This is a genomic window from Brucella sp. NBRC 113783 (assembly GCF_040372265.1).
Classification (GTDB): Bacteria; Pseudomonadota; Alphaproteobacteria; order Rhizobiales; family Rhizobiaceae; genus Brucella; species Brucella teleogrylli.
Window position 1 is genome coordinate 418,361 of the sequence record NZ_BAABRX010000003.1, and the last position, 23,226, is coordinate 441,586.

The following is a 23,226-nucleotide window of genomic DNA, read 5'->3' on the forward strand; positions in this document are numbered from 1 at the left end:
GTCAGGCTATAGCGCCAACATCATAAACTGGTGGAAGTTGTGCGGCGGTTTCACGGATGGTTTCAAGTGCTTTGTGCAAGGTTGTGCGTGACAGCCGTCCGCCAAGGCAAATTCGAATGCCCCCTTCGCCGCGGTCGGCCCCGGCTACAAACGGATCGGATGGCGTCACTGCGACCCCCTTATTGGCCAGCGCTCTTACCAACCCGTCTTCGGACCAGTGGCGTGGGATTTTGAGCCAGGCGCACAGGGACAACGGGTTGCTCCCAGCGATCAGAGGCCCCAAGACGTCACTCACCTGCGCCTGTCTTGTACGCAATTCGCCCCGTTGGATTTCGATGAGTTCCTTGACGGTGCCATCCTCAATCCAGCGGCTTGCCATCTCGCCCAGAAGATTGACCCCGCTCCAACTTGTGACGCGCAAAATCGATGCAACACGAATGGAATATTGCGATGGAACAACGAGATAACCGGTGCGAAGCCCCGTCATGACAGTCTTCGTGAAGCTTGTTACGAAGAAGCCCAAGTCCGGTAGTAATTCCGGCATAGAAGGCAGCCGTTCTTCTAGGATCGGTTTGTAAACTTCGTCTTCGATAACGCAAACATCGTATCTGGCGGCGATTTCCGCGATCGCCATACGACGTTGCGCAGACATGAGATGACTTGTGGGATTGCCCAGTGTCGGTATCAGCACGAGCGCGCGGACATCACCAGCTTTGCACGCCATCTCAAAAGCATCCGGCATGACACCTTGTTCGTCGATTGGCAGGCCGCGCAGCGTAAAACCCAGCACATTTGCGAGCCCGATAATGCCATGGTCGGTCAAGCGTTCCGTCAGCACCACCTCGCCCGGCTGAACAATTGTCGCGACCGCAAGAAACAGGCCATGTGCCGCTCCATTGGTAATGACGATACGGCCCGGATCAACATCAACAGATAAGCTACGCAGCCATTCCTGAGCAACGGCGCGATGGTGATCCAGCCCGGCGATTGGCCGACATGGACGCATGAAACTGGCGTTTTCCGTTTGGCTCAATTGTTCAAACAGATGCTTGGAGGCCCGCTCATGCGCCTCCGTATAGACAGCTCGTATGATCGACATATCAGCGGTGCCGCTCGGATCTCGATCCAGCATGAAACGGTCCGCAAGTTCGGTGACGCGATTGCAAACGTAAGTTCCGCGTCCAACTTCACCACGCAAATAACCGCGTCGTTCTGCTTCCTTATAGCTGATACTGACAGTCTGCACAGAAAGTCCGAGTTGATGCGCAAGCTCGCGATGCGTAGGCATCCGGGCTGCCGGTTGCAGAATACCGCCCTCGATATCATCGACAATTTTTTCTGTCAGAAGTCGGTGTTTGGTTGCGCCTTTGCGCAGCTCCAATACGGGTTTCCACATAGGCTTACCGGCTCCATCATGACAAAGTGTCGATTGAACTGTTATAGCAATTTTTGTCATGACATACAGGTCAAATACGACGCAATGAATGTCGCCCACACAATTTGTTAAGATGCGGGCGCCTTGACCGAAACATGGTTTAACCTTGGAATAGCCCCGAAAGAAACTCTTTACGGTCACATTCGACCTGTGCACTGGCTCCGTCACCCAAATCGCCTCTAGCAGAATTTCTGGAAAGGAATGATGATGCCAAGAATTGCATCGCTTGCATTCGTAACTCTCGTCGCCCTGACCCCTGCCGCAATGGCTCAGCAACAGGCACCACAGCCCCCGGCCAATTCTGCGCCAGCGGCTCAGCAACCTTCAACAGCCCCAACCATACAGACTGTATCTGTGGTAGATATCAAGGAACTGCCGGCTGAAAGCCAGAAAGAGGTTCAAGCCGTAGTCGAAAAACGCAGCGCCGATGACCTCACCAAACTGCGCACATCGGTGAAGACGTTCCCCGAGGCGCGCGACGCCCTGCAAAAGAAGGGCATGAACGAACAAGATGTCATTGCAGCCAGTCTTTCGGAAAATGGCGCTTTGACGCTGATTACAAAAAAGGCAAGCTAACAACTTGCCATCGGAAGCAAAAGTCGGGCCGGAAGGGCCGGCTTTCAAGATCAAGCCTCTGCAAAGCTGATCCGCAGCGTCGCGATATCATCATAATAGACGATATGGCCGTCGCGGATGATAATTCCGCAATCACAATGATGCTGAGATTAACCGACAGTTCGTCTATCAGCTTGCGATCATTGTCATCACCCCGCTCCAACGGATGTATTTTGAAAACCAGCCGCAGATGTTGCGGAGCCGATGCTGCAAAGCTATCAAGCACTTCAGTTATCAGACGCGCATTGTCCCACCCTCGGGCGGAGCGTTTCAACTGGGTATCCTGTGAAACCTGCAAAGCCACCACAAAATATTGACCGACACTGTGCTCCAGCAGGCGTTCGATGATTGCGCTATTCTTCGATTGCCCCCAAAACCAACGGTGGAAATTTTTGACCAGTGGGGCAACTCACGGAGAATGCCGATATCACGGTGCATAAGCCGCCGTTGTCTGCGTTTCGCAAAAAGCGCGACAGACGCGTAATATAGCCCACCATAGATACACATAGCGGAGAAATGACCCCGATTGTCAGGGTAAGTATCTTCACGATCAATTCGGAAGCTGCGCGGCGGAAGCTGCCCGGCAATTGGAGAAAAGGCGTTGTTTGCTCCGAATTCCAGTGTGATCGCACCGGGGCGGATATATCCTTCTTCAAGAGATATCACGACTATGCTCAGTTGCGCGGCCACTCGGCGTGCTATGATATGAACTGGGCGTTCTGAACCGAAGAGAACCATGTGTGTGATTTTCTGGGTGCTCGCCTGAACAAGCAGCCAGTCTTCGAGACCATCTATACCGCCCGTGTAAACGAGTGTGCCGTTCCGTCGCCCCGTAAAGAGCCGATCACCCGGATTGAACAACACTTGAATGCAATGATAGCGCAATTGCGTCAGATATCTCCGAAGCAGGCGGAACGCAGGCCCAACTGGTCCTTGTAGCAGGAGAACCCTTTGCCACGGCGCGGGCTTTTGCTCGTCTATGGGATCAGCCCGCACAATGTTTGTCCTATTTCTCGCGCGATAATTCACATCGGCGAGATTGCATCCAACAGGATTGCCCCTCGCCCTTGTCTTGCGTGGATTTAACGTTGACCAATTCTCTTCTTTTTATTGGTAGGAAGCATAACAATTCGAAGGCGATAGCAGAGCTGGCAAGGCGGACAGGCCTCACTAAAAATAGCGATCAAAAATAGAGCATTGCTCCACTATGTGGTAATGCAAATAAAAAATGACCCCCAACGTTCTTTCCGTCAGGGGCCTCATGATTATACAAGCCGTTATTCAGCAGGCTGCGCCGAACAGCGCTCGGCGACGGCCAATGTTGTACGCTCGCCAGACAAAGCCCTCTGTCCCAATCCGACGATTAAAACGGTCGTCACAGTTGCAACAATCGACACCCAGAAGCCGTTCGCAGCACCAAAATTATCGACGACCCAGCCCGCGATGAACGCACCGAGCGCCATCCCGATACCGATCCCCGTCATGACCCAGGTAATACCTTCAGTCAGCATGCTTTCCGGCACGCGGCGTTCGGTGAGACCGAAAGCTGTGATGAAAGTCGGCGAAATGGCTATGCCGCTGATAAAGACAGCCACGGCCAGTAGAGCGACCGACGAGCTTGCAAACAAGAGCGGTAGGGCGGTGATTGCAAGGACGCTAACCGCAATGAGCAGCTGTAGCGGCAATTGAATTCTGGGTTTGAGCGCGCCTAGCGTCAGACCGACCACAAAGGATCCGATGGCGTATACACCAATAACCAAGCTTGCCATGTTGGGCTGGCCAAGCTCCCTGGTGATCGCGACAGCACTAACTTCCGCTGTGGCGAAAGTCGATCCCACGAATACCAAAGCCAGGGTGATAATTTGAACCGAACGAAGCCTGATAGCGGAACGCTGCGAAACATTTTGGTCAGGCATACGGAGTTTGGGCTCTGTTGAACGCTGAGCGAGAAAAGCAATGGTGCCAACAGCGAGAAAGACCGTGCTGATCAACATCCCGGCCTCTGGGAAAAGAGCTACGGTCAAGCCAACCGAGAGCGAAGCGCCGGCGATATAGACCAATTCATCGGCAGCCGACTCAAATGCAAAGGCGGTATTCAACTCTGGTCGGTCACGAAAGATCTCGGTCCATCGTGCCCGTACCATCGCGGATATGCTTGGCATTGTTCCGGCCAAAAAGGCCGATACGAATAGGGTCCAGTTGGGCCATTTTTGATTGGCAGCCAAAGTCAGCGCCGCGAACGCAACCACCGAAACAATGGTTACCGGTCCTACGACGGCCCGTTGCCCAAATTTGTCGACAGCCCGCGATATCTGCGGCGACAGAAACGCGTTGGTCAAGGCAAAGGTAGCGGAAACTGCGCCACCCAGCCAATATTCGCCGTGCGTCAGAGACAGCATCGCGACGATCCCGATTGGAGCCATTGCCATTGGAAGCCGCGCAAAGCCCGCAGCGGCGGAAAAGCCAAGCGCGCCGGGCGCGCTGAATATCTCTTTATAGGGGTTGGACATGGACCTGTTCCTTGGTGCAAAGGATTTTGCCATTTACATACGTGGCGTATGTCAATTAATTACTTGATACGTGGCGCATGTCAACTAATATACGTCACGTATGTGAAAACTGGAGAATGTTGTGCGCAAACCCCGTAGCGAAATGATTGCTGAAACCCGGGAAAAGCTGCTGGCCGCGGGACGGAAGGCATTCGGTACAGTGGGCTATGCCGATGCCTCAATGGATGACTTTACGGGCGCAGCCGGTCTGACCAGAGGCGCGCTTTACCACCACTTCGGCGACAAAAAAGGCCTCCTGCAAGCTGTCGTCAATCAGATTGATGCTGAAATGACCGGCAGGCTTTGCGCGATTTCGTCCCGCGCCGCGACACCCTGGCAGGGCTTTGTCGATGAGAATGTCGCCTATGTTGAGATGGCGCTGGAGCCGGAAATTCAGCGCATCATGTTCAGAGACGGTCCCGCGGTGCTTGGAGACCCGTCCGGCTGGCCAAATGCCAATGGCTGTATTGCAACGGTCGCCCGCAGTCTCGCGGATCTCCAAAAGGCTGGTATTATCGTAGACATTGACCCGGAAGCTGCCGCGCGCCTCATTAATGCAGCCAGCAGTAGCGCCGCTCAATGGATTGCCAATGCAGAAGACCCGCAAGTCACCTCAAAAAAGGCTGTGCAGACATTTCGCACTTTGCTGGAAGGGCTTATCATAAAGAAGGAAACGCCAGCGCCTGAAGCCAAAGCTCGTTGATGCGATGGCATGCATGTTTCGCAGCCTTTGATAAGTCGCCATCGATCTAGAAAAACTTGTGCCGTTACAGGCAGACAGTCAGGACTAAAGTTCGATCTGCGTCTCTATACGATGAAGCATTTTTCGCATTTTCTGGTTTTCGGCGTTGAGCTTTTCAGCCAGCTGTCGTTTTAGTGTAGCATTCTCGGCCTCAAGCGCTTGCAGTTCATCCAGAATATCAAGTTTCGCTCTCGGAGATGGTTTTGCCTTTACCGGCTTGTCAGCAATTGCCTTCAAGTGACGGCGAGTATTTCGCTTTTTCTTTTCAGGCGTTGCCGAGACGGGAGTGGCGATAGCCGGAAGCGTTTCGGCTTCTTGCGGGGACGCGATTGCTTCCAAGATCACCGGCTCAACAATGGCTTTCCCCTGTGGGGTGGGTTCTTGGATGGTCTCAGCGGGCTTGCTGTCAGCTTGCGGGATAGCGGGCTTTGACGGCTCGGCTGCGTGCGGTGCCTTGACATCCTCGTCCACTTCACGGGCAATCGATTTCAGATCAAGGTTGCCCCAAAGAGAGTTGCCGCTCTTGCGCGCACGCCGGTTCTTATATTCAACCACAACATTGCGGATTGGATTCTTCATCCGAAAATAGCTTTCTCGATCAAATTCCATGGAAGTGTACGACAGGTACTGCGCTCTACCTATAGATTTCGGGGCCCGTTTTCAACAATCAATCCGCCTTCATAATAGATCGCTCGCCGCATGTCTTTGGATGGCATCTCTTCACAAATTGTCAAAGTAATGGCACTTATGGTTGCATTAAGCATTGTCCCATATATTCGGCACCCGGAAAGCTTACCCGAGTATCAATTCAGGAGAAACTGAACATGGCTGATGAAACCATTGTAGAAGCAAACCAGACCGCTGCCGCAGAGCCTGCAAGCAGCAAGCCGAAAACCCGTGCACCGCGCAAGAAGGCCGAGCCTAAAGCGGTCGCTGCAAAGCCTGCGGCGAAGGCAGTCAAGGCTCCCAAAGCTGCCAAGAGCGCACCCAAGGCCGCTGCAGCTGCTGCAGCACCAGCTGGCCGCAAGGTGAAGAAATATTCGCCAGCCGAACGCGCTTCTATTCTTGCCTCCGTTGAAAAGGCTACCAAGGGTGGCAAGGTCACGTTGAAAGCTGCATTGCAGCAGGCTGAAGTCAGCGAACAGACCTATTACAACTGGAAGAATGCTGCTGGAAAGACCGCAGCACCGGCTGCTGCCAAGGCATCGTCGAGCGACGATCTCAAGGCGCTTGTTGCACTGGAAGCTGAAAACCTCAAACTGCGCAAGGAACTGGCTGCAAAGCTTCGCTCCGAAAACACCGAACTGCGCAAGCGTCTAGGCAAGGCATAACAAACAACCCACTTGGGGCAGCCCCTGCCCCAACCTGACTATGACATAAAACAGGTGACCCGCCGGAAAGCGGGCCACCTGTTTTCGTTTGAGGTTATTCCTTGTGTTCCGGCCAGCCGTAACGATCGTCCAGTGCATCATAGCCTGCAAGTCCAGTAACAGCACTGAACTCTGCATATGATACCATGGCGCTTGCGCGATTATGCGGGGTTCCTTCTGCCTTCAACACATCAAGTGTATCTAGAACGGCTTTAACCGCAGAGAAAAGAGCAGAAAGCGCATAGAAAGCAACGTTGAAACCGAGCTCTTCCAGGTCTTTTGCCTTGAGTGCGGTGGTCTCGTTGCCATCAACAATGCTGACTACCTTGGGACCTTGCACGCCCTTGGAAACCGCCTCAACTTCAGCGATCTTCTTGATACCATCGACAAAAACGAGGTCGGCGCCTGCATCCTGATAGAGTTTTGCGCGACGAATAGCTTCATCGATGCCCTCACTCTGGATTGCATCCGTCCGCGCAATCAATAACATGGGATGCTGGTCGCGCGCTTCGACAGCGCAACGCAAACGACGAATGTTTTCTTCTGCCGGAATGACGCGTACGCCCGACCGCTGGCCGCATCGCTTTGGCAATTGCTGGTCTTCAAGATGGATTGCAGCAACGCCAGCCTGAATATACTCTTCAACCGTTCGCCAGATATTGGCGGGGCCACCGTAACCGGTGTCAGCATCAGCAATCACAGGAATATCAACCGCGCGGACCATGTCACGCGCATGGGTTGTCATTTCCGTTTGCGACAGCAGGCCGATATCCGGCAGACCGAGCCGCGAGGCCGTCGCCCCAAAACCCGTCATGTAAATGGCGGGAAATTGTGCCATCTCAACCAGACGTGCAGTCAATGCGTCGGCGGCACCCGGAGCTTGAAGCAGACGACCCGACTCAATATCAGCTCTCAATTTTTCAGCTGTGTTCTTCATTATGCTCTCCCTGTTAGCGACCGCCGGATACGTCTACGACAACACCGGTGATATAGGACGCCTCTCCGGACAGGAGCCAAACCGCAGCATCTGCAACTTCAGCGGCGGTGCCAAGCCTTTTGAGCGGAATCATATTGGCCATCGCTTCAATATTGGCGGGATCGGCAAAAACGTCCTGCTGGATTTCCGTGTTGATGACGCCGGGCGCCAATGCGTTAACCCGTGCCTTCGGCGCAAGCTCTTTGGCAAGTGCGACAGTAAAGGACGCAATCGCACCTTTGGTAGTTGCGTAAACGATATTGCCAACCATGCCGCCGGTGCGCGCGGCAATCGAAGACAAATTCACCACGGAACGATCCGCACGACTGGAAGGAGCGCGAATGAAGGCGCTGGAAACATAGAAAGCGCTCTTCAGATTGACCCCGAGAACCCGGTCGAGTTCCGGCTCGTTCATATCTTCGACAGTCATGCGCTGACCGATTATACCCGCATTGTTCAAGAGATGATCAACACCACCAAGCGACCCTACAAGCGCGTTCATGGCAACTTCAACGGATGCGCGGTCCGCAACATTGACGTTGGCCGTCAGCACCCGGTCGCCGTGAAGGGACTGACATTCAGCAAGCCGTTCAGCATTGATATCCCACACCGCAACTTTCGCGCCGAGACCGACCAGCTTGTCGGTAACGGCGCGTCCGATCCCCGATGCGCCGCCGGTGACCAAAACCGTTCGGTCAACGAAATAACCGGAGCCGATGTTTGCCGATTGTGATTGCTGCACTTCTATCCTCCCGCCACAAAGGGCGTCATGTTTCATTCTGCGGCAAGAATGACCAGATCGATCCGATTGTCAACTAGGGTTCTAGATTATGTATTCCACTTGTGCGTACTTCTTTTCCAGTCTATAGGTGCCGCCGAAAGGTGTCGCGGAGGGCGACATCAAAGCTTAGGGAGGAATGTCATGGCGGATGCTATCCGTGCTGACGGCGCTCAATTGAATACCAGTCTACGCGACCGGACGATCCGCAAGCTCAACATGCGCATTGTCCTGTTCTGCTTTATTTGCTTCATCGTGAACTATCTGGATCGCGTGAATATCGGCTTTGCCGCACTGCATATGAACGAAGATATCGGCCTGACGCCTTATATGTTCGGCCTCGGCGCGGGAATTTTCTTCATCGGCTATCTGGCTTTTGAAATCCCCAGCAACATGATCCTGCACAAGGTAGGTCCGCGCATCTGGATCGCCCGTATCATGGTCACCTGGGGCATTGTCTCCTGTGCGATGGCCTTCGTGCAGGGACCGACGTCCTTCTATATCCTGCGTTTTCTGCTCGGTGTAGCCGAAGCTGGTTTTGCGCCAGGCGTACTCCTCTATTTGACTTACTGGTTCCCAGCCAAAGAACGTGGCCGTGCGACGGCCCTCTTCATGGCCGCAACCGTATTGTCAATTGTCATCGGCGCACCGATTTCGGGCTGGCTGATCGACGCTGGTGAAGGCCTGTTTGGCCTGCACGGCTGGCAGGCGATGTTCATCCTTGAAGGATTGCCCGCAGTCCTGCTGGGCATTATCACGTTCTTCTATCTTGTCGATTCACCGCAGAAAGACAGCAAATGGCTGGAAGCGGACGAACGCGCCTGGCTTCTGGAACAGCTCGCCGCCGACGAAAAGAACGTCCAGGCCGATACCCGTCACAGCCTGCGCGAGATCTTCAGCGATTTCCGGGTTTGGCTCCTCACGCTGGTTTACATGTTCAACGGTATCGCCGTGTATGGTGTGATTATGTGGCTGCCGCAGATCGTGAAGACTTTTGGCCTGACCACCCTGCAGTCTGGCTTTGTCTCGGCCATACCGTTCATTTTCGCGGCACTCGGTCTGGTCGTCATTTCACGCAGTTCCGACCGCACCGGCGAGCGCAAGATTCACACGGCCATTGCCGGCCTGTTCGGCGGCCTATTCCTCGCAGCCAGCGCGCTTGCGCCCAACCCCTATCTGGGCCTGCTGCTGCTTTGCATCTGTGCGTTCTTTCTCTGGTCCTATCTCGGTGTTTTTTGGACCTTGCCGACGCAGTTCCTCACTGGTGCGGCAGCGGCTGGCGGTCTGGCTGCAATCAACGGCTTTGCACAGATTGGCGGCTTTACAGGTCCCTATATTGTGGGTTGGGTCAAAACGGCGACCGATAGTTTTTCTATCTCGCTTCTGGTACTTGCAGTATTTCCGATCATCAGCTTCTTCCTCTGCATGAGCTTGAAAGCGAAACGCGACTAGACCACATTACCGGCAGCGATCTTGAACGCGCTGCCGGAAATTCTTTGAGGAGACCGTGTACTGGCATGACAAAGCCGAAAACGCCCCCGCGCAAGAGTCTTGTCCCGACGATCGCTGATAAAATACGCGCGGCTATCGTCGACGCCGAGCTCGATTTTGGGGAAAACCTCTCCGAAGACACTCTGGCCTCTGCATTTGAAGTCAGCCGAACGCCTGTGCGTGAAGCGCTCAATCTGTTGCAGATGGAAGGGCTGGTGATCATCGTCCCAAAATCCGGCACCTATGTCTTCACACCGACGCTGGAGGACATTGCCGAACTTTGCGACTATCGCGTTGGATTGGAAAAGCAAGCGATTGCGCTTACGCCCCAACAATCGCTTCCGCTGGCGGTCAGCGAATTGCAGAAGCAGTTGCAAGCCATGACTGAGGCCATTGATAGTGGCGACATGCAGGCTTATGGCCGCGCCGATACCGCATTCCACCTTGCCTTCTTTCATCACTGCGGCAATCGCTATCTCAAAAATGCTTACGATCTTATTCTAGGCCGCGTGGCATCTTTGAGAACTCATCTTGCCATTCGCGCAGAAGGTGAACCGGACCGCTCGTATAAAGATCATGCGCACATGATCAGCCTCTTTGCCGAGAACAAGCGTGACCAACTATCCACGATACTGGCTGCGCATATTCTTCGCACCAAGGACAATTATCTCGACGCTTTTCAAAAGCTGTCAGCCAACGTTGCTGGTGGAAGGGCTGCACGGCTTCGCCGTCGTCTGGCGCTGACGGAATAACTCTCACCTCAGTTTCGGGCTTATTGAGAATGGCGCTGCGGCGCCATTTTTGTTTTCCACTACGTAAAACTTAATCGCATGCCGACGCCGCCTCCATAAAATAACAGAATGCGCTTCATGCATTATGTGACAGGCAGGCCTTAGAGACATTAAATCTGATACATCAGATATTGACATATCACAAAATAGGCGGCTATTTCTTTAAGCGAGGAGTTTCAGGGAGATTTGAGCTTTGGATTCGCAGGCATTAGCTCTCAAGCCGATTAAGCTGAGAAATCTCAGAGACCATGTGCATGACAGCTTGCGGGAAGCGATTATTTCCGGTCGGCTGAAATCCGGCGAGAAATTGAATGAACGTCAGCTTGCAGCCGATCTTGGCATCAGCACCAGTCCGCTCAAGGAAGCGCTGAGGCAGCTTGAGGGCGAAGGGCTGGTTCGAACGGAATCGCGTCGCGGCACCTTTGTCTGCTTCAACGAACGTCAGGCGGAAGAGATGATGCTGGCGCGCGCTGCGCTGGAAAGCATCATTGCGCGGCAGGCTGCAAAACACGGAAGCGAGAAAGCTTTTGATTTTCTTCGCGCCACCATTGAGGAAATGCGCGCGGCGGTGGAAACCGGCGACGTCGATGAATTGATCGAACTGAACGAGAAATTTCACGACGGCATTCATGAAGCGTCCGGTTGTGAATATCTGCGACGACTGCAAAACGCTCAGCGCATGTATGACCATGCGGCCCGGGTGACGGTGCTTTCTCGCGATGACGTTCGGCGTCAATCATTCAACGAGCATGAGGCTATCATGCTGGCGATTACCAAAAGAAACGGAGATTTGGCCGAGCGATTGATGCGTGAGCACATCGTAAAGGCAGGGGAGACGCATATCGAGCTGGTCTTCTGACCGGCCTATTGGGAGGAAACAATGGATCTAGCAGGCTATCGCCAAGTGCTTCGCGGCATTTCGGGCGTGCATGCAACCGCTTATGACGCACAGGGCGAAATCGACCCGGTGCTAACGGCGAAAATCGTTTCGCGCATCGCCGATGCGGGCGTTCATAATATCGTCAGCGGTGGTAACACCGGTGAGTTCTACAGCCTGACCGAAGACGAAGTTATTCGCCTGCAATCGATAGCGATTGAAGCTGCCGGCGGTAAGACAGCGGTCACAGCCGCTGCGGGCCGTTCGGTGCGTGAAGCCATAAAAGTGGCAAAGGCTGCCAGCGCGGCAGGTGCCGACGGCGTGATGATCCATCATCCGCTCGATCCCTTCGCGGCCCCGCATGCGCAGGTTGATTATTTTATCGCGATTGCTGAAGCGATTGATCTACCCATCGTCGCCTATATCCGTTCTGACTTGATCCCGCTTGATGAAATGGTCAGGCTCGCCACCCATCCGAAAGTTGCCGGGGTAAAATTCGCATCGCAAAACACGATGCTTTTCTTCGAATGCTGCCGGGCGACCAAAGGCATGGACGCGACCTGGATTTGCGGTCTCGCGGAAAGCTGGGCCCTGCCCTTCTACGCGCTTGGCGGACGGGGCTTCACTTCAGGACTGGTCAATGTCGCACCGCAGCGTTCGCTTGCTGTTTGGAATGCGTTGGAGGCCGGTGATTACGACCGCGCGCGATCGGTCGTCGAAAGCATCGCTGAATTTGAAACCATGCGCACGAAATACCGCAATGGCGCCAATGTTACGGTCGTCAAGGAAGCCTTGCAAATTCAGGGGCTTGCCGTGGGCAAGGTCCGGCTTCCCGGATTGCCGCAACTCGAAAAACACGACCGCGAAACGCTCCAGCAGATTGTCGCAGGTTGGGAGACAGATGGCTTAGTCTGACAGATGAAATCAGGGCGTCCTGACAGGGAGAAGATGGGCGCACCGCAGAACCAAAAATGGAGGAGAACATGAATAAGGGAATTTCACGCCGTACATTCATGGCGGGGGCCGGGCTTGCAACAGGTATGGGCATCATGCTGCCGAAAGGTGCTTGGGCCCAGTCGGCAAAACTGCCATCATCGCCCGTTGCGCTGAACGTTATCGATGCTGCGGGCAACCTCGCTTTGACCCAGCCCATATTTGACAATTTTGCATCCGAACAAAAGGCGCTCGTTTCGCGCTTTACTTTCAATAAAGCGCCAGCGCCGGAACTGCCGGGCAAGATCAAGGCCCAACAGCGCGCCAATCGCATCGATATCGATCTGGTCATTGTCGGCCCTGACGCGCTCTCGGCAGGACTTGCAGATGATATCTGGACCGACATCATCGCCTTGCCGGAAAACGGCTTGCCCAAGCTTCAGGACATCTATCTTGAGCCAGCATGGCGCATGCAGGAAATGTCGAAGGGCAAAGGCGTGGTGGTGTCCTATTACCCGTCGGGACCGCTGCTTGAGTACCATCCCGACAAGGTCAAGACCGCGCCTAAAAACGCTGAAGAACTTTTGGCCTGGACAAAGGAAAATCCCAAGAAGTTCATTTATGCACGTCCAGCCAATTCAGGCCCGGGCCGCACATTCCTGATGGGGCTCCCCTATCTTCTCGGCGACAGCAATCCAAAAGACCCGATCAAGGGCTGGGATAAAACCTGGGCCTATCTGAAGGAACTGCACAAAAACATCGAATATTATCCGGCAGGCACTGGCGCCCTGATGAAGGAACTGGGCGAAGGCACCCGCGACATGACGGTGACCACCACCGGCTGGGATATCAATCCACGTGCACTGGGCGTGGTGCCGAAGGAAATGGGCGTCAGCAAGCTCGACGGTTTCCATTGGGTTTGTGATGCGCATTATTTTGCAATTCCAAAAGGCGTTTCGGAAGAGAAGATCGCCGTCCTGATGGAGTTTATCAAGTTTGCGCTGAGGCCGGACCAGCAAGCTTATTCTTACGATGCTGGTTATTTCTATCCGGGCCCAGCAGTCAAAGACGTTACGATCGAGATGGCGCCGAAGGAAAGCCAGAACATCATAGCTGAGTTCGGTCGGCCCGAATATGCCGAGTGGATCGCCAACAACCCAATTGAACTTCCACTTGAACCCGAGGCGCTCGTCGCAGCATTCCGGCGCTGGGATGAAGAGGTCGCGGCCAGCTAAGGCCTTCGTTTTAAAGCGCATCCTTTCCGAAAACCGTTTCACACTTTTCGGGATGCGCTCTTAAGCGGGTATTTCCAGGCGAGCCACGTCTGCTCGTCTGGAAGCGCCCATGATCGCCAAACAAATCATGGTGTTTGCGTCAATGTCCTTTCAAGAACTCCGGCTAGACCGGATGAGCCGTTCATTCGGAACTTTCAATGCGCTGAGGGAAATCAACCTCACCATCCGGAAAGGCGAGTTCATCGCACTTCTCGGCCCTTCCGGCTGCGGAAAATCTACGGCTCTCAATTGTATTGCCGGTCTTCTCGGCACGACGGGCGGCGGCATCTATATCGACAATCGTCGCGTTGACCAGTTGAAGCCCGAGGATCGGGGCTTTGGCATGGTTTTCCAGAACTATGCGCTGTTTCCGCATATGAATGTTCTGCAAAATGTCGGCTTTGGCCTTAAAATGCGCGGGCTCGCCAAAAGCGAGATCGAAAAGCGCGCGCGAGCGGCACTGGCTTTGGTGCGCCTGCAGGGGCAGGAAGAAAAACTCCCCGGACAGCTTTCTGGCGGTCAGCAACAACGCGTGGCTATCGCCCGCGCAATTGTCATTGAACCTCCTCTGGTCTTGATGGATGAACCATTATCCAATCTCGATGCAAAACTGCGCCTCGAAATGCGCGCCGAAATTCGTCGCATCCACAATCAGCTTGGTTCCACCACGATCTACGTTACGCACGATCAGGACGAGGCCCTGTCGCTTGCAGACCGCATTGTGGTGTTGCGCGATGGTGAAATTCGTCAGGTCGGCAGGCCCAACGAACTTTATGAAGCGCCGCTCTACAGAGATGTTGCAGCCTTCATGGGGTTCAGAAACGCCCTCCCCGGCAAGGTCACGCGCATCGAAAATGGTCAGGCAACCATTGACGTCGCTGGTAACGCGCTGACGGGACGTGCGGTTGACGCCTTAAAAACTGGCGATGAAGCCGTTTTGATGGCACGCGGCGACGATGTCGTTTCCGGCTCGGGCCATCAGAATACGTTGCAGGCAACCGTTGAAACCATCGAATATCGCGGTCGCGAATATGTGGGCACAGCGCGCACGCAAACAGGTCTGGAATTGATCTTTCACGGCCCGAAAGGCGTCGAACCGGGCAGCCAGATTGCGCTCGGCATTGATGCAGCCAATGCACTCGTCTTTCCGGCGGAGGACTGAGGCATGGTTGATCTAGCTCAGGAGCGATACGCCGAGGCGCCATTAACGCCCAGTCTGCGACAAAGGCTCGCCAATCGCGGCTTCGACGGTGTGACATTACTGATCCTCCCAGCATTGCTGTTTGTGGTGGGTGTCTTCATCTACCCATTCCTCTATGGGCTGGTGCTGTCGTTCAACCCGCTGGATGGAGGCGGCGCGCTCGCCAACTACGCCAAATTCTTCTCCGATCCATTTCTTTACAAAACCATCGGCGCGACCCTCTGGCTTGCTGTTCCGGTGACGATCATCAGTGTAATGTTTGCCGTACCAATCGCCTTGCGCGTTCGATTGATGCGACGCCAGCGGCTGCTGACGACCATACTTGTCCTGCCCATTACGCTTGGCACAGTTCTGATCGCGGAAGGTCTTCTCAACTATCTCGGTCCTCAAGGCTGGTTCAGTCGCACGCTGATTTTCATCGGCCTGATCGACAGCCCGCTGAAGCTGACCAATAATTACTGGGGTGTGTTCGCTTCACTTGTCATCACCGTTTTTCCATTCACGTTTCTACTGACGCTCTCCTATATAACCGGCATCGATCCGGCACTGGAACGGGCGGCGGCCACCCATGGAGCCAATAGCTGGAAGCGCTTTCGATATGTCATGTTGCCCCTGCTGGTTCCCGGTCTGGTCGTGGCGGCCTGCCTCACCTTCGTTCAGGCCTTCGCGGTATTCCCATCCGCCGTGCTTCTGGGCGCTCCATCCGGCCCTACGCGCGTCATATCCATTGCGGCGGCGCAGGCCGCGTTCGAGCAATATGACGACTCCATGGCGTCTTCAATTGCCATGATCATGGCAGCGGTACAGTTGCTCGTCGTTGGCGCACTTCTTGGCGTCCGCTCACTTTTCTATCGTGGCTCGACAGCGGGCGGAAAGGGATAAATCATGGTTCGCGACACATCCCTTCTCTCCAAACTCTGGATCACCGCCGTCTGGCTTGTCACCGGCTTCTTTGTCCTCAACGTTCTGGCGGTTATTACGGCTGTCGTCGTGTCGAGTTTCGGCACCCGCTGGCTTGGCACATGGCTGCCGGATGCCTTCACGACACGCTGGTATGCAGCCGCATGGGCGGAATTCCAGCTGGATCAGGTCTTGCTGGTGACGTTTCAGGTGGTCTTTGCCGTTGTGATCCTATCCGGCATTCTCGGTGTGACCGCCGCCTATGCCATGGCGCGACGCGATTTCCCCGGTAAGAAATTCGTGCTGCTGATCTTCCTTTTGCCGTTGCTCGTGCCACCAATAACCTTCGGTATTCCGCTCGCGACCGTTCTTTATAAATTCGGTGTCGGCGGAACATTCTGGGGTGTCGTTCTTGCCAATCTCGTGCCGACCGTACCTTTCGTCATTCTCGTCATGATCCCTTTCATTGAACAGATAGACCCCAAGGTTGAGGCGGCGGCGCGGGTCTTCGGCGCTGGAACATTCAAACTCTTCATCCATGTGCTCCTGCCCATGTTGCTGCCCGGTGTTCTCGCCGCCATGCTTCTGGTTCTGGTACGAACGGTGGCCATGTTCGAACTTACCTTCCTGACAGCGGGCCCAACATCGCAAACACTCGTCGTGGCACTCTATTATTCGGTGTTCGCAGCCGGTGTTCGTTCCGTCCAATCCATCGACGCCATGGCCGTGATCTACATGGTGACTTCGCTGGTATGGCTTCTTTTGGCGCTGCGCTTCGTCAACCCCACGCAAATTGTCGCGCGCAACCGTCAACCATCCGCGCATTAACGTGACAGACTGAACAGGAGCCTATGATGAAGATCACGGCTGTGGAGACGGTGCAGTTGCCGCACCTCAACAACATCTTGTGGGTTCAAATCCACACCGATGGGGGAATTGTGGGTCTGGGTGAGACGTTTCGCGGCGCGAATGCCGTGGCGGCCTATATCCATAGTGATATCGCACCGCAACTGATCGGGCAGAACCCACTGGAGATCGACCGGATATCCAAACTCCTGCTGGAGCCTTATGTCGGCTTTCGGTCTTCCGGCGTGGAAATTCGCGCCGCGTCCGCCATCGACATCGCGCTTTGGGATATTTTTGGCAAGGTCGCCGGCCAGCCCATCCACCAGCTGCTGGGCGGGTTGTCGCGACACTCCATCCGCACCTACAATACCTGTGCAGGCTACACCTATAACAAAAGCGGTGCGCGTCGCTATATCGGCGATACGGACGAAGGCAAGGAAGGACCTTACGAGGACCAGCTTGCCTTTCACCGTGACGCGGGCGCGCTTGCCGAAAGTCTTCTTTCCGAAGGCATAACGGCTATGAAGATATGGCCGTTTGATCCATTCGCCGTGGCTTCGGGGGGAAACTTCATCCATGCGCAGGATCTGGACAAGGCTCTGGAGCCGTTCCGCCAGATACGTAGTGCTGTCGGCGACAAAATGGAAATCATGGTCGAATTCCATTCCATGTGGGACCTGACATCGGCGCTGACCATTGCGCGCGAGCTAAAGGCGTTCCGCCCGTTCTGGTCGGAAGACCCGATCAAAATGATGAATCCGCAAGCGCTTGCGGTCTATGCCCAGAAATCCGGCATTGCGGTTTGTGCAAGCGAAACAATGGCAACCCGCGCTCAATTCCTCGACGTCCTGCGCGCCGATGCGTCCGATTATGTGATGCTGGATATTTCATGGTGCGGCGGACTTTCCGAAGCGAAGAAGATCGCCACCATGGCCGAAGCCTTCCAGCGCCCTATTGCGCCGCATGACTGCACGGGACCAGTCGTTTTCGCAGCCTCCATTCACCTGTCGCTCAATGCGCCCAATGCCATCTATCAAGAGTCGGTCCGGGCCTATTACACTTCATGGTATCGCGATCTGGTCACGGTGATGCCACGGATTGAAAACGGGATGATCTATCCCTTTGAAGGGGCCGGGCTTGGCTTGGAGCTCTCCGATTTCGTTCTTAACCACCCGGATGTTATCCGCAGAAAGACAGACGCATTATGATTGGACCGTTTCACTGTATTGCCGATCTGCGCGGCGCATTGATGGAAAGCCCCGTCTGGGACGAGCGCCGGGCGAAGCTTTTTGCCTGCGATATCAATGGGCGCAAGCTTTACGAAATCGATCTTGAACATGGCCCGGTTCGAGACTGGACCTTTGAAGCCGAAGTTCCATGCGTCGCGCTTGCCGAAAGCGGCAAGCTGATCGTCGCGCTGGCACGCGAAGTCATTCTGTTCGACCCAGATAGCGGTGACAGGCAACTCCTGTGGGGCGGCTATGATGAGCCAGAAACATCGCGGCTCAACGACGGCAAGATCGGTCCCGACGGTGCGCTGTGGATCGGCAGCATGGATTGTCGCCCGACACGCGAACCTATCGCGAAACTTTATCGTGTTACTGCCGATGGGCAAGCTGCGGTCATGGCAAAGGGATTTGAGGTTTCAAACGGCCTTGCATGGACACCGGACGCGACCACGATGTTCCATACGGATTCCCGGGGACCATGGATCGACCGTTACGCCTTTGACCGCATGGCGGGCCGTATTAGCAACCAGAGACGCATTCGCGACCTCGACGAAGGTACCGGCAGACCGGACGGCGGCGCTTGCGATGCCGAAGGTGCTTATTGGAGTGCGGGTGTGTCGGCTGGTGTCCTGAATCGCTTCGATGCGGATGGAAATCTGCTCGCAAGCTTTTCGGTTCCGGTTCCGGCACCGACAATGCCTTGTTTCTGCGGTCCCGGTCTGAAGCAGATCGCGCTGACTTCGCATCGCTTGGCGCCCGCCGACAAATTGGCCGAAGCTCCGCAATCGGGCGGTGTGCATCTCGCAACCAGCACCGTTGCCGGGGCAAAAGTGGCGCGCATGAAGGGAATTTAATTGAATGAAACACCTCCTTTTGACCGGGGCTTCCGGCAATCTTGGCCGTATGCTCACCCGAAAACTGTCACAAGCCGGTTACCGTCTGCGCTTATCCGACATTGAACCATTCCCCGATGCCTTGCCCGAAGGTGCAGAATTCATACAGGCGGATCTGAGCGATGCCGATGCGGTTGCCGAACTGGTTTGCGGAACCGATGCGATATTGCATTTTGGCGGCATCAGTATCGAAAAGCCTTACAATCTGATCGCCCGTGCTAACCTTCTCGGCGTTACACATATTTTCGAGGCTGCGCGCGCTGAAAAGCAAAGGGTGATTTTTGCAAGTTCCAATCATACGATTGGCTTTTATGAACGCGATGCGGTGCTGAGCAGCGATGATCCCTTCAAGCCTGATGGCTATTACGGATTGTCGAAAGCTTATGGTGAACTGCTTGGGCAAATGATGTTCGACAAACACGGCGTCGAAAGCGTTCACGTGCGCATAGGCTCCTGCCTTCCTGAACCAACCGAAGCACGACACCTCGCCACCTGGCTTTCGCAAGACGATCTTGTGCGGTTGTTGATCGGATCTGTCGAGGCGCAGGAAACCGGCTTTGCCGTCGTCTGGGGGATCTCCGCCAATGCCGGGCGCTGGTGGGAAAAGGACGATGCCAGCCGCATCGGTTATGTGCCGCAGGATGACGCCTCGCGTTTTGGCGACCTCGCCGAAACTGGCGATTCGATCACGCGGCGCTATCAGGGCGGCGCTTTCACAGCACAAGACTATACGCGTGGCGATTAGCTTTCATGCGCCGATCCGTGGGGCACAGTCACAACTAAAGCAGGCTCGCTGATAACAGGCAGGGCCGAAAATTTTCGGGGAGATATTGAAATGCCCAGGAAGCAATATGCCGATCTGCGTTCTGCGCGCTGGATGTTGCCGGATGATCAGCGTTCTTCGGGCCATCGTTCCAGAACCATGCAGATGGGTTATGATCCGGTGGACTGGGAGGGCAAGCCCATCATCGCGATCATCAATACATGGTCGGATGCGCAGCCCTGCCATGCCCATTTCAAGGACAGGGTCGAATGGGTCAAACGCGGCATATTGCAGGCAGGCGGCTTTCCCCTTGAACTGCCCGCTCTGTCCTTGTCTGAAAGCTACGTGAAACCCACAACAATGCTCTATCGCAACATGCTCGCGATGGAGACCGAAGAACTGCTGCGCTCGCATCCGGTCGATGGAGCCATTTTGATGGGCGGATGCGATAAGACCACGCCTGCACTCATCATGGGGGCAACAAGCGCCGGTCTACCCTTCATTTTCCTGCCCGCAGGTCCAATGCTTCGCGGCAATTATGCCGGGAAAACGCTAGGGTCGGGCACTGACATGTTCAAGTTCTGGGACGAGCGCCGCGCAGGCACCATCGGTAAGGAAGAATGGCAAGGCATTGAAGGCGGTATTGCGCGCAGCTATGGGCATTGCATGACGATGGGCACCGCGTCGACGATGACCGTGATTGCCGAAGCCATGGGCCTCTCCCTTCCCGGCGCATCGTCCATACCGGCAGCCGACGCCAACCACCAACGCATGTCGACCCAATGCGGACGCCGCATTGTTGATATGGTTTGGGACGATTTGAAACCCAATCAGATCATTACACCTGCTGCTGTCAAAAATGCCGTTATCGTCGCCATGGCCACCGGCTGTTCAACCAATGCCATCATTCATTTGATTGCCATGGCGCGGCGCGCAGGTATTCCATTGGAGTTGGACGACCTCGACCGCATCGGGCGCACCACACCGGTGATTGCCAATATTCGACCATCCGGAACGACATATCTGATGGAAGATTTCTATTATGCGGGCGGCATCCGCGCATTGATGAAACAACTCACGGACAAGCTCGACCCCACGGCTATCACCGTAACAGGTGACGCGTTGGTGGAAGGGCTGGAGAAGGTCCAGGTCTGGAACGATGATGTTATCCGCCCGCTTTCCAACCCCGTCTATCATGAGGGGTCACTGGCGGTATTGAAGGGGAACCTGTGTCCTGATGGAGCTGTCATCAAGCCTGCGGCCTGCGACCCGAAATTCCATCGTCATAAAGGCCCGGCATTGGTTGCAGACAGCTACCCCGAGCTGAAAAAGATCATTGATGATCCCGATTATCCCTTGACGCCGGACACCGTGCTTGTCTTGCGCAATGCCGGTCCACAAGGCGGACCGGGCATGCCGGAATGGGGTATGATCCCGATGCCGAAGGCACTTTTGAAGCTCGGCCTGCGCGATATGGTGCGCATTTCCGATGCTCGCATGTCGGGGACAAGTTTTGGCGCCTGTGTGCTCCACGCTGCACCGGAATCCTTCATTGGAGGGCCGCTAGCCCTGCTTAAGACCGGCGATATGGTGGAGTTGGATATCCCCGCCCGCAGCCTGAACATGCTTGTTCCAGACGAAGAACTGGCTGAACGCCGCGCCGCCTGGAAGACACCTGAACCCAAATATGAACGTGGCTACGGCTTTGTGTTTTCCAAACATGTGGAACAGGCCGACAAGGGTTGCGACTTCGATTTTCTGAAAACCGATTTTGGCCGTCCGGTTGATGAACCGGTGATCTATTAAGAGGCAGACCATGACCGATTATGTTCTCTCGGAAGAAACCCGCGCCAAGCTGAAGAAAGTTTCGACGGCCTCGGTTGCTACGGCGCTTTATAAACGCGGTTTGCGTAATCAGTTCATTCAAGGCGCGCTTCAAGTGGCGCGCAAGCCCGAAAACATGGTCGGGCAGGCTTTCACCTTGCGTTACATTCCCGCGCGTGAAGATCGAAACCCGATCACTGTTTTCCGCAATCCTGATCACAAACAGCGCGTTGCCATCGAAACCTGCCCGCCCGGCTGGGTGCTGGTTATGGATGCACGCAAGGATGCACGCGCGGCAACCGCCGGGTCGATACTGGTAACGCGACTTGCGCTGCGTGGCGCGGCAGGCATTGTGTCCGATGGCGGCTTTCGTGACGTGACCGGAATTGGCGAATTATCCATGCCCGCCTATTGCGCAAAAGCGTCGGCGCCAACAAATCTGACTTTGCACGAAGCCATCGACATCAATGTACCGATTTCGTGCGGCGACGCCGCCGTGTTTCCCGGAGACGTGCTGGTCGGCGACGCGGATGGCGTCATGGTCATTCCGGCGCATCTTTGCGAAGAAATCGCCGAGGAATGCATCGGGATGGAAACATACGAAGATTTCGTGCTCGAAGAGGTCAAGAACGGTGAAGCGATAATTGGGCTCTATCCTTGCACCAAGGAGAAATTCGAGCAGAAATTCCAGACATGGCGGCGTGAGAACAATCGATAGCCAAACCGGCAGTCATACTGCATGCTTTATGGCTGCCAGCATTTTCTTTTCGTCCGGACGCAAGGTCAGCACACGCACGCCATTGCCGGTGACGGCAACTGTGTGCTCGAATTGCGCCGATAGTTTTCCGTCGCGTGTAACGACGGTCCATCCATCCTTTTCGGTTTTCACCTTGGCCGTTCCCTGATTGAGCATTGGTTCGATGGTGAAAACCATGCCTTCGCGCAAGCGAACCCCCGTACCCGGTTTGCCGAAATGCAGAACCTGCGGTTCTTCATGCATCTCTCGTCCGATGCCGTGGCCGCAATACTCGCGCACAATGCTGTAATCGTTCCGCTTGGCATGACGCTCAATGGCATAACCAATATCGCCCAACGTGGCGCCGGGTCGAACCGCTGCAATGCCTTTCCACAAGGCTTCATAAGTCACGCGTACAAGACGGGAGGCAAACGGCGCGACGTCGCCGATCATGTAAGTCTTGCTGGAATCCGCGATATAGCCACCCTTTTCAAGCGTAATATCGAAATTGATGATCTCGCCTTTAGCGATAACATCATCATGGGACGGCATTCCGTGGCAGACGACATCGTCCTTCGAGCAGTTCAGCACAAAGGGATAATCATATTGTCCTTTGCTGGCGGGTCGCGCTTTCAACTCATCCGTAATGTAACCCTCAACCAGATCGTTGACCTGCATCGTTGTCATGCCGGCAAGCGGTGTACGGTCCAGCAGTGTGAAAACAGAAGCCAACAGCGCTCCTGAAATCGCCATCTGTTCCAATTCGGCGGGCGTCTTGGTCATGATGGCCGTACAGCCATGACCGGAATTTCCACCTGGGCGGCGCGCAACTGCATCTGCACGATTTCGTTGAATGACATATCTGGATTGGCCTGCGCCAGCATGCCGATTTTCATCCAGTATTCTGCCTGCGCGTTGATCGAACGACACATGACATCGCTCGCCTTGCGCAATTCTTCATGCAGATCATCGGCGATCTTCACTATACCCATCGTTGGCTCCG

At 55.0% G+C, this 23,226-nt stretch carries 25 protein-coding genes; 16 read left to right on the plus strand and 9 right to left on the minus strand.

The features are described from left to right. Position 1: 1 nt before the first annotated feature. Positions 2 to 1,396 carry a MocR-like ectoine utilization transcription factor EhuR gene (ehuR, locus tag ABWW11_RS12440; protein WP_319081075.1) on the minus strand — a complete coding sequence of 465 codons (1,395 nt, stop codon included), beginning with the start codon at positions 1,394 to 1,396 and terminating at the stop codon, positions 2 to 4. Positions 1,397 to 1,699: 303 nt separating this feature from the next. On the opposite strand from ehuR, the gene ABWW11_RS12445 reads away from it, so the two are divergent. Next, the gene (locus ABWW11_RS12445; RefSeq protein ID WP_319081070.1) at positions 1,700 to 2,011 is read left to right on the plus strand and encodes a hypothetical protein; all 312 of its coding nucleotides are present in this window, start codon (positions 1,700 to 1,702) and stop codon (positions 2,009 to 2,011) included. Here the strand turns inward: ABWW11_RS12445 and ABWW11_RS12450 are convergent. From ABWW11_RS12450 to ABWW11_RS12460, 3 genes are all read right to left on the minus strand, one after another. Beyond that, on the minus strand, positions 1,992 to 2,357 hold the full coding sequence (locus ABWW11_RS12450) for a capsular polysaccharide export protein, LipB/KpsS family (RefSeq protein ID WP_353410341.1): 366 nt from the start codon (positions 2,355 to 2,357) through the stop codon (positions 1,992 to 1,994). The two genes, ABWW11_RS12445 and ABWW11_RS12450, sit on opposite strands and share 20 nt — an antisense overlap. Then, entirely contained in the window at positions 2,321 to 3,046 is a 726-nt protein-coding gene (locus tag ABWW11_RS12455) for a capsular polysaccharide export protein, LipB/KpsS family (RefSeq protein WP_319081071.1), read from the minus strand. Before ABWW11_RS12455 ends, ABWW11_RS12450 begins: the two co-directional genes overlap by 37 nt. Positions 3,047 to 3,327: 281 nt before the next feature. Further along, positions 3,328 to 4,560: an MFS transporter gene (locus tag ABWW11_RS12460; RefSeq protein WP_319081076.1), complete on the minus strand. Its 1,233-nt coding sequence runs from the start codon at positions 4,558 to 4,560 to the stop codon at positions 3,328 to 3,330. A 121-nt stretch (positions 4,561 to 4,681) separates the two neighbouring features. Between ABWW11_RS12460 and ABWW11_RS12465 the strand changes: the two genes are divergently transcribed. After that, entirely contained in the window at positions 4,682 to 5,302 is a 621-nt protein-coding gene (locus tag ABWW11_RS12465) for a TetR/AcrR family transcriptional regulator (protein ID WP_319081072.1), read from the plus strand. An 84-nt stretch (positions 5,303 to 5,386) separates the two neighbouring features. Here the strand turns inward: ABWW11_RS12465 and ABWW11_RS12470 are convergent, their stop codons facing one another. Then, positions 5,387 to 5,950, minus strand: a complete 564-nt coding sequence (locus ABWW11_RS12470; protein WP_353410346.1) for a hypothetical protein — start codon at positions 5,948 to 5,950, stop codon at positions 5,387 to 5,389. Positions 5,951 to 6,165: 215 nt separating this feature from the next. Here ABWW11_RS12470 and ABWW11_RS12475 point away from each other — a divergent pair, with 215 nt between their 5' ends. Further along, the gene (locus ABWW11_RS12475) at positions 6,166 to 6,672 is read left to right on the plus strand and encodes a transposase (RefSeq protein ID WP_109365968.1); all 507 of its coding nucleotides are present in this window, start codon (positions 6,166 to 6,168) and stop codon (positions 6,670 to 6,672) included. Positions 6,673 to 6,766: 94 nt separating this feature from the next. On the opposite strand, the gene ABWW11_RS12480 is transcribed toward ABWW11_RS12475, so the two are convergent. Together ABWW11_RS12480 and ABWW11_RS12485 are read right to left on the minus strand one after the other, a co-directional pair. Further along, positions 6,767 to 7,648, minus strand: a complete 882-nt coding sequence (locus tag ABWW11_RS12480; RefSeq protein ID WP_109365967.1) for an isocitrate lyase/PEP mutase family protein — start codon at positions 7,646 to 7,648, stop codon at positions 6,767 to 6,769. A gap of 13 nt (positions 7,649 to 7,661) precedes the next feature. After that, positions 7,662 to 8,429, minus strand: coding sequence for an SDR family NAD(P)-dependent oxidoreductase (locus ABWW11_RS12485; RefSeq protein WP_140025324.1), 768 nt, complete (start codon positions 8,427 to 8,429; stop codon positions 7,662 to 7,664). A 180-nt stretch (positions 8,430 to 8,609) separates the two neighbouring features. Between ABWW11_RS12485 and ABWW11_RS12490 the strand changes: the two genes are divergently transcribed. The 13 genes from ABWW11_RS12490 (at position 8,610) to ABWW11_RS12550 (ending at position 22,205) form a co-directional block, all read left to right on the plus strand. Further along, entirely contained in the window at positions 8,610 to 9,917 is a 1,308-nt protein-coding gene (locus ABWW11_RS12490; protein ID WP_109365965.1) for an MFS transporter, read from the plus strand. A gap of 65 nt (positions 9,918 to 9,982) precedes the next feature. Then, positions 9,983 to 10,708 carry a GntR family transcriptional regulator gene (locus ABWW11_RS12495; RefSeq protein ID WP_109365964.1) on the plus strand — a complete coding sequence of 242 codons (726 nt, stop codon included), beginning with the start codon at positions 9,983 to 9,985 and terminating at the stop codon, positions 10,706 to 10,708. Positions 10,709 to 10,997: 289 nt separating this feature from the next. Further along, positions 10,998 to 11,606, plus strand: a complete 609-nt coding sequence (locus ABWW11_RS12500) for a GntR family transcriptional regulator (RefSeq protein ID WP_319080690.1) — start codon at positions 10,998 to 11,000, stop codon at positions 11,604 to 11,606. A 21-nt stretch (positions 11,607 to 11,627) separates the two neighbouring features. Continuing rightward, positions 11,628 to 12,539: a dihydrodipicolinate synthase family protein gene (locus ABWW11_RS12505; protein ID WP_109365963.1), complete on the plus strand. Its 912-nt coding sequence runs from the start codon at positions 11,628 to 11,630 to the stop codon at positions 12,537 to 12,539. Between the two features lie 98 nt (positions 12,540 to 12,637). Beyond that, entirely contained in the window at positions 12,638 to 13,792 is a 1,155-nt protein-coding gene (locus ABWW11_RS12510) for an extracellular solute-binding protein (RefSeq protein ID WP_319080697.1), read from the plus strand. Between the two features lie 127 nt (positions 13,793 to 13,919). Beyond that, a complete protein-coding gene (locus ABWW11_RS12515) occupies positions 13,920 to 14,993 on the plus strand; it encodes an ABC transporter ATP-binding protein (RefSeq protein WP_181375993.1) in 1,074 nt (357 codons plus the stop codon). Positions 14,994 to 14,996: 3 nt separating this feature from the next. Then, entirely contained in the window at positions 14,997 to 15,914 is a 918-nt protein-coding gene (locus tag ABWW11_RS12520) for an ABC transporter permease (RefSeq protein ID WP_319080691.1), read from the plus strand. Between the two features lie 3 nt (positions 15,915 to 15,917). Next, on the plus strand, positions 15,918 to 16,760 hold the full coding sequence (locus ABWW11_RS12525) for an ABC transporter permease (RefSeq protein ID WP_109365961.1): 843 nt from the start codon (positions 15,918 to 15,920) through the stop codon (positions 16,758 to 16,760). A 26-nt stretch (positions 16,761 to 16,786) separates the two neighbouring features. Then, the gene (locus ABWW11_RS12530; RefSeq protein ID WP_109366417.1) at positions 16,787 to 17,986 is read left to right on the plus strand and encodes a mandelate racemase/muconate lactonizing enzyme family protein; all 1,200 of its coding nucleotides are present in this window, start codon (positions 16,787 to 16,789) and stop codon (positions 17,984 to 17,986) included. Further along, a complete protein-coding gene (locus ABWW11_RS12535; protein WP_109365960.1) occupies positions 17,983 to 18,861 on the plus strand; it encodes an SMP-30/gluconolactonase/LRE family protein in 879 nt (292 codons plus the stop codon). Before ABWW11_RS12530 ends, ABWW11_RS12535 begins: the two co-directional genes overlap by 4 nt. Before the next feature lie 4 nt (positions 18,862 to 18,865). After that, on the plus strand, positions 18,866 to 19,645 hold the full coding sequence (locus ABWW11_RS12540) for an NAD-dependent epimerase/dehydratase family protein (RefSeq protein WP_109365959.1): 780 nt from the start codon (positions 18,866 to 18,868) through the stop codon (positions 19,643 to 19,645). A 90-nt stretch (positions 19,646 to 19,735) separates the two neighbouring features. After that, positions 19,736 to 21,469, plus strand: a complete 1,734-nt coding sequence (gene araD, locus ABWW11_RS12545) for an L-arabinonate dehydratase (protein WP_109365958.1) — start codon at positions 19,736 to 19,738, stop codon at positions 21,467 to 21,469. Between the two features lie 10 nt (positions 21,470 to 21,479). Then, a complete protein-coding gene (locus tag ABWW11_RS12550; RefSeq protein ID WP_109365957.1) occupies positions 21,480 to 22,205 on the plus strand; it encodes a ribonuclease activity regulator RraA in 726 nt (241 codons plus the stop codon). Positions 22,206 to 22,217: 12 nt separating this feature from the next. Here the strand turns inward: ABWW11_RS12550 and map are convergent, their stop codons facing one another. Together map and ABWW11_RS12560 are read right to left on the minus strand one after the other, a co-directional pair. Continuing rightward, complete coding sequence (gene map, locus ABWW11_RS12555) at positions 22,218 to 23,006, minus strand: type I methionyl aminopeptidase (protein ID WP_319080692.1); 789 nt, start codon at positions 23,004 to 23,006, stop codon at positions 22,218 to 22,220. Further along, positions 23,003 to 23,215 (minus strand): ParD-like family protein, encoded by a 213-nt coding sequence (locus ABWW11_RS12560; protein WP_109365955.1) that lies wholly within the window; start codon positions 23,213 to 23,215, stop codon positions 23,003 to 23,005. Before ABWW11_RS12560 ends, map begins: the two co-directional genes overlap by 4 nt. Positions 23,216 to 23,226 lie beyond the last annotated feature (11 nt).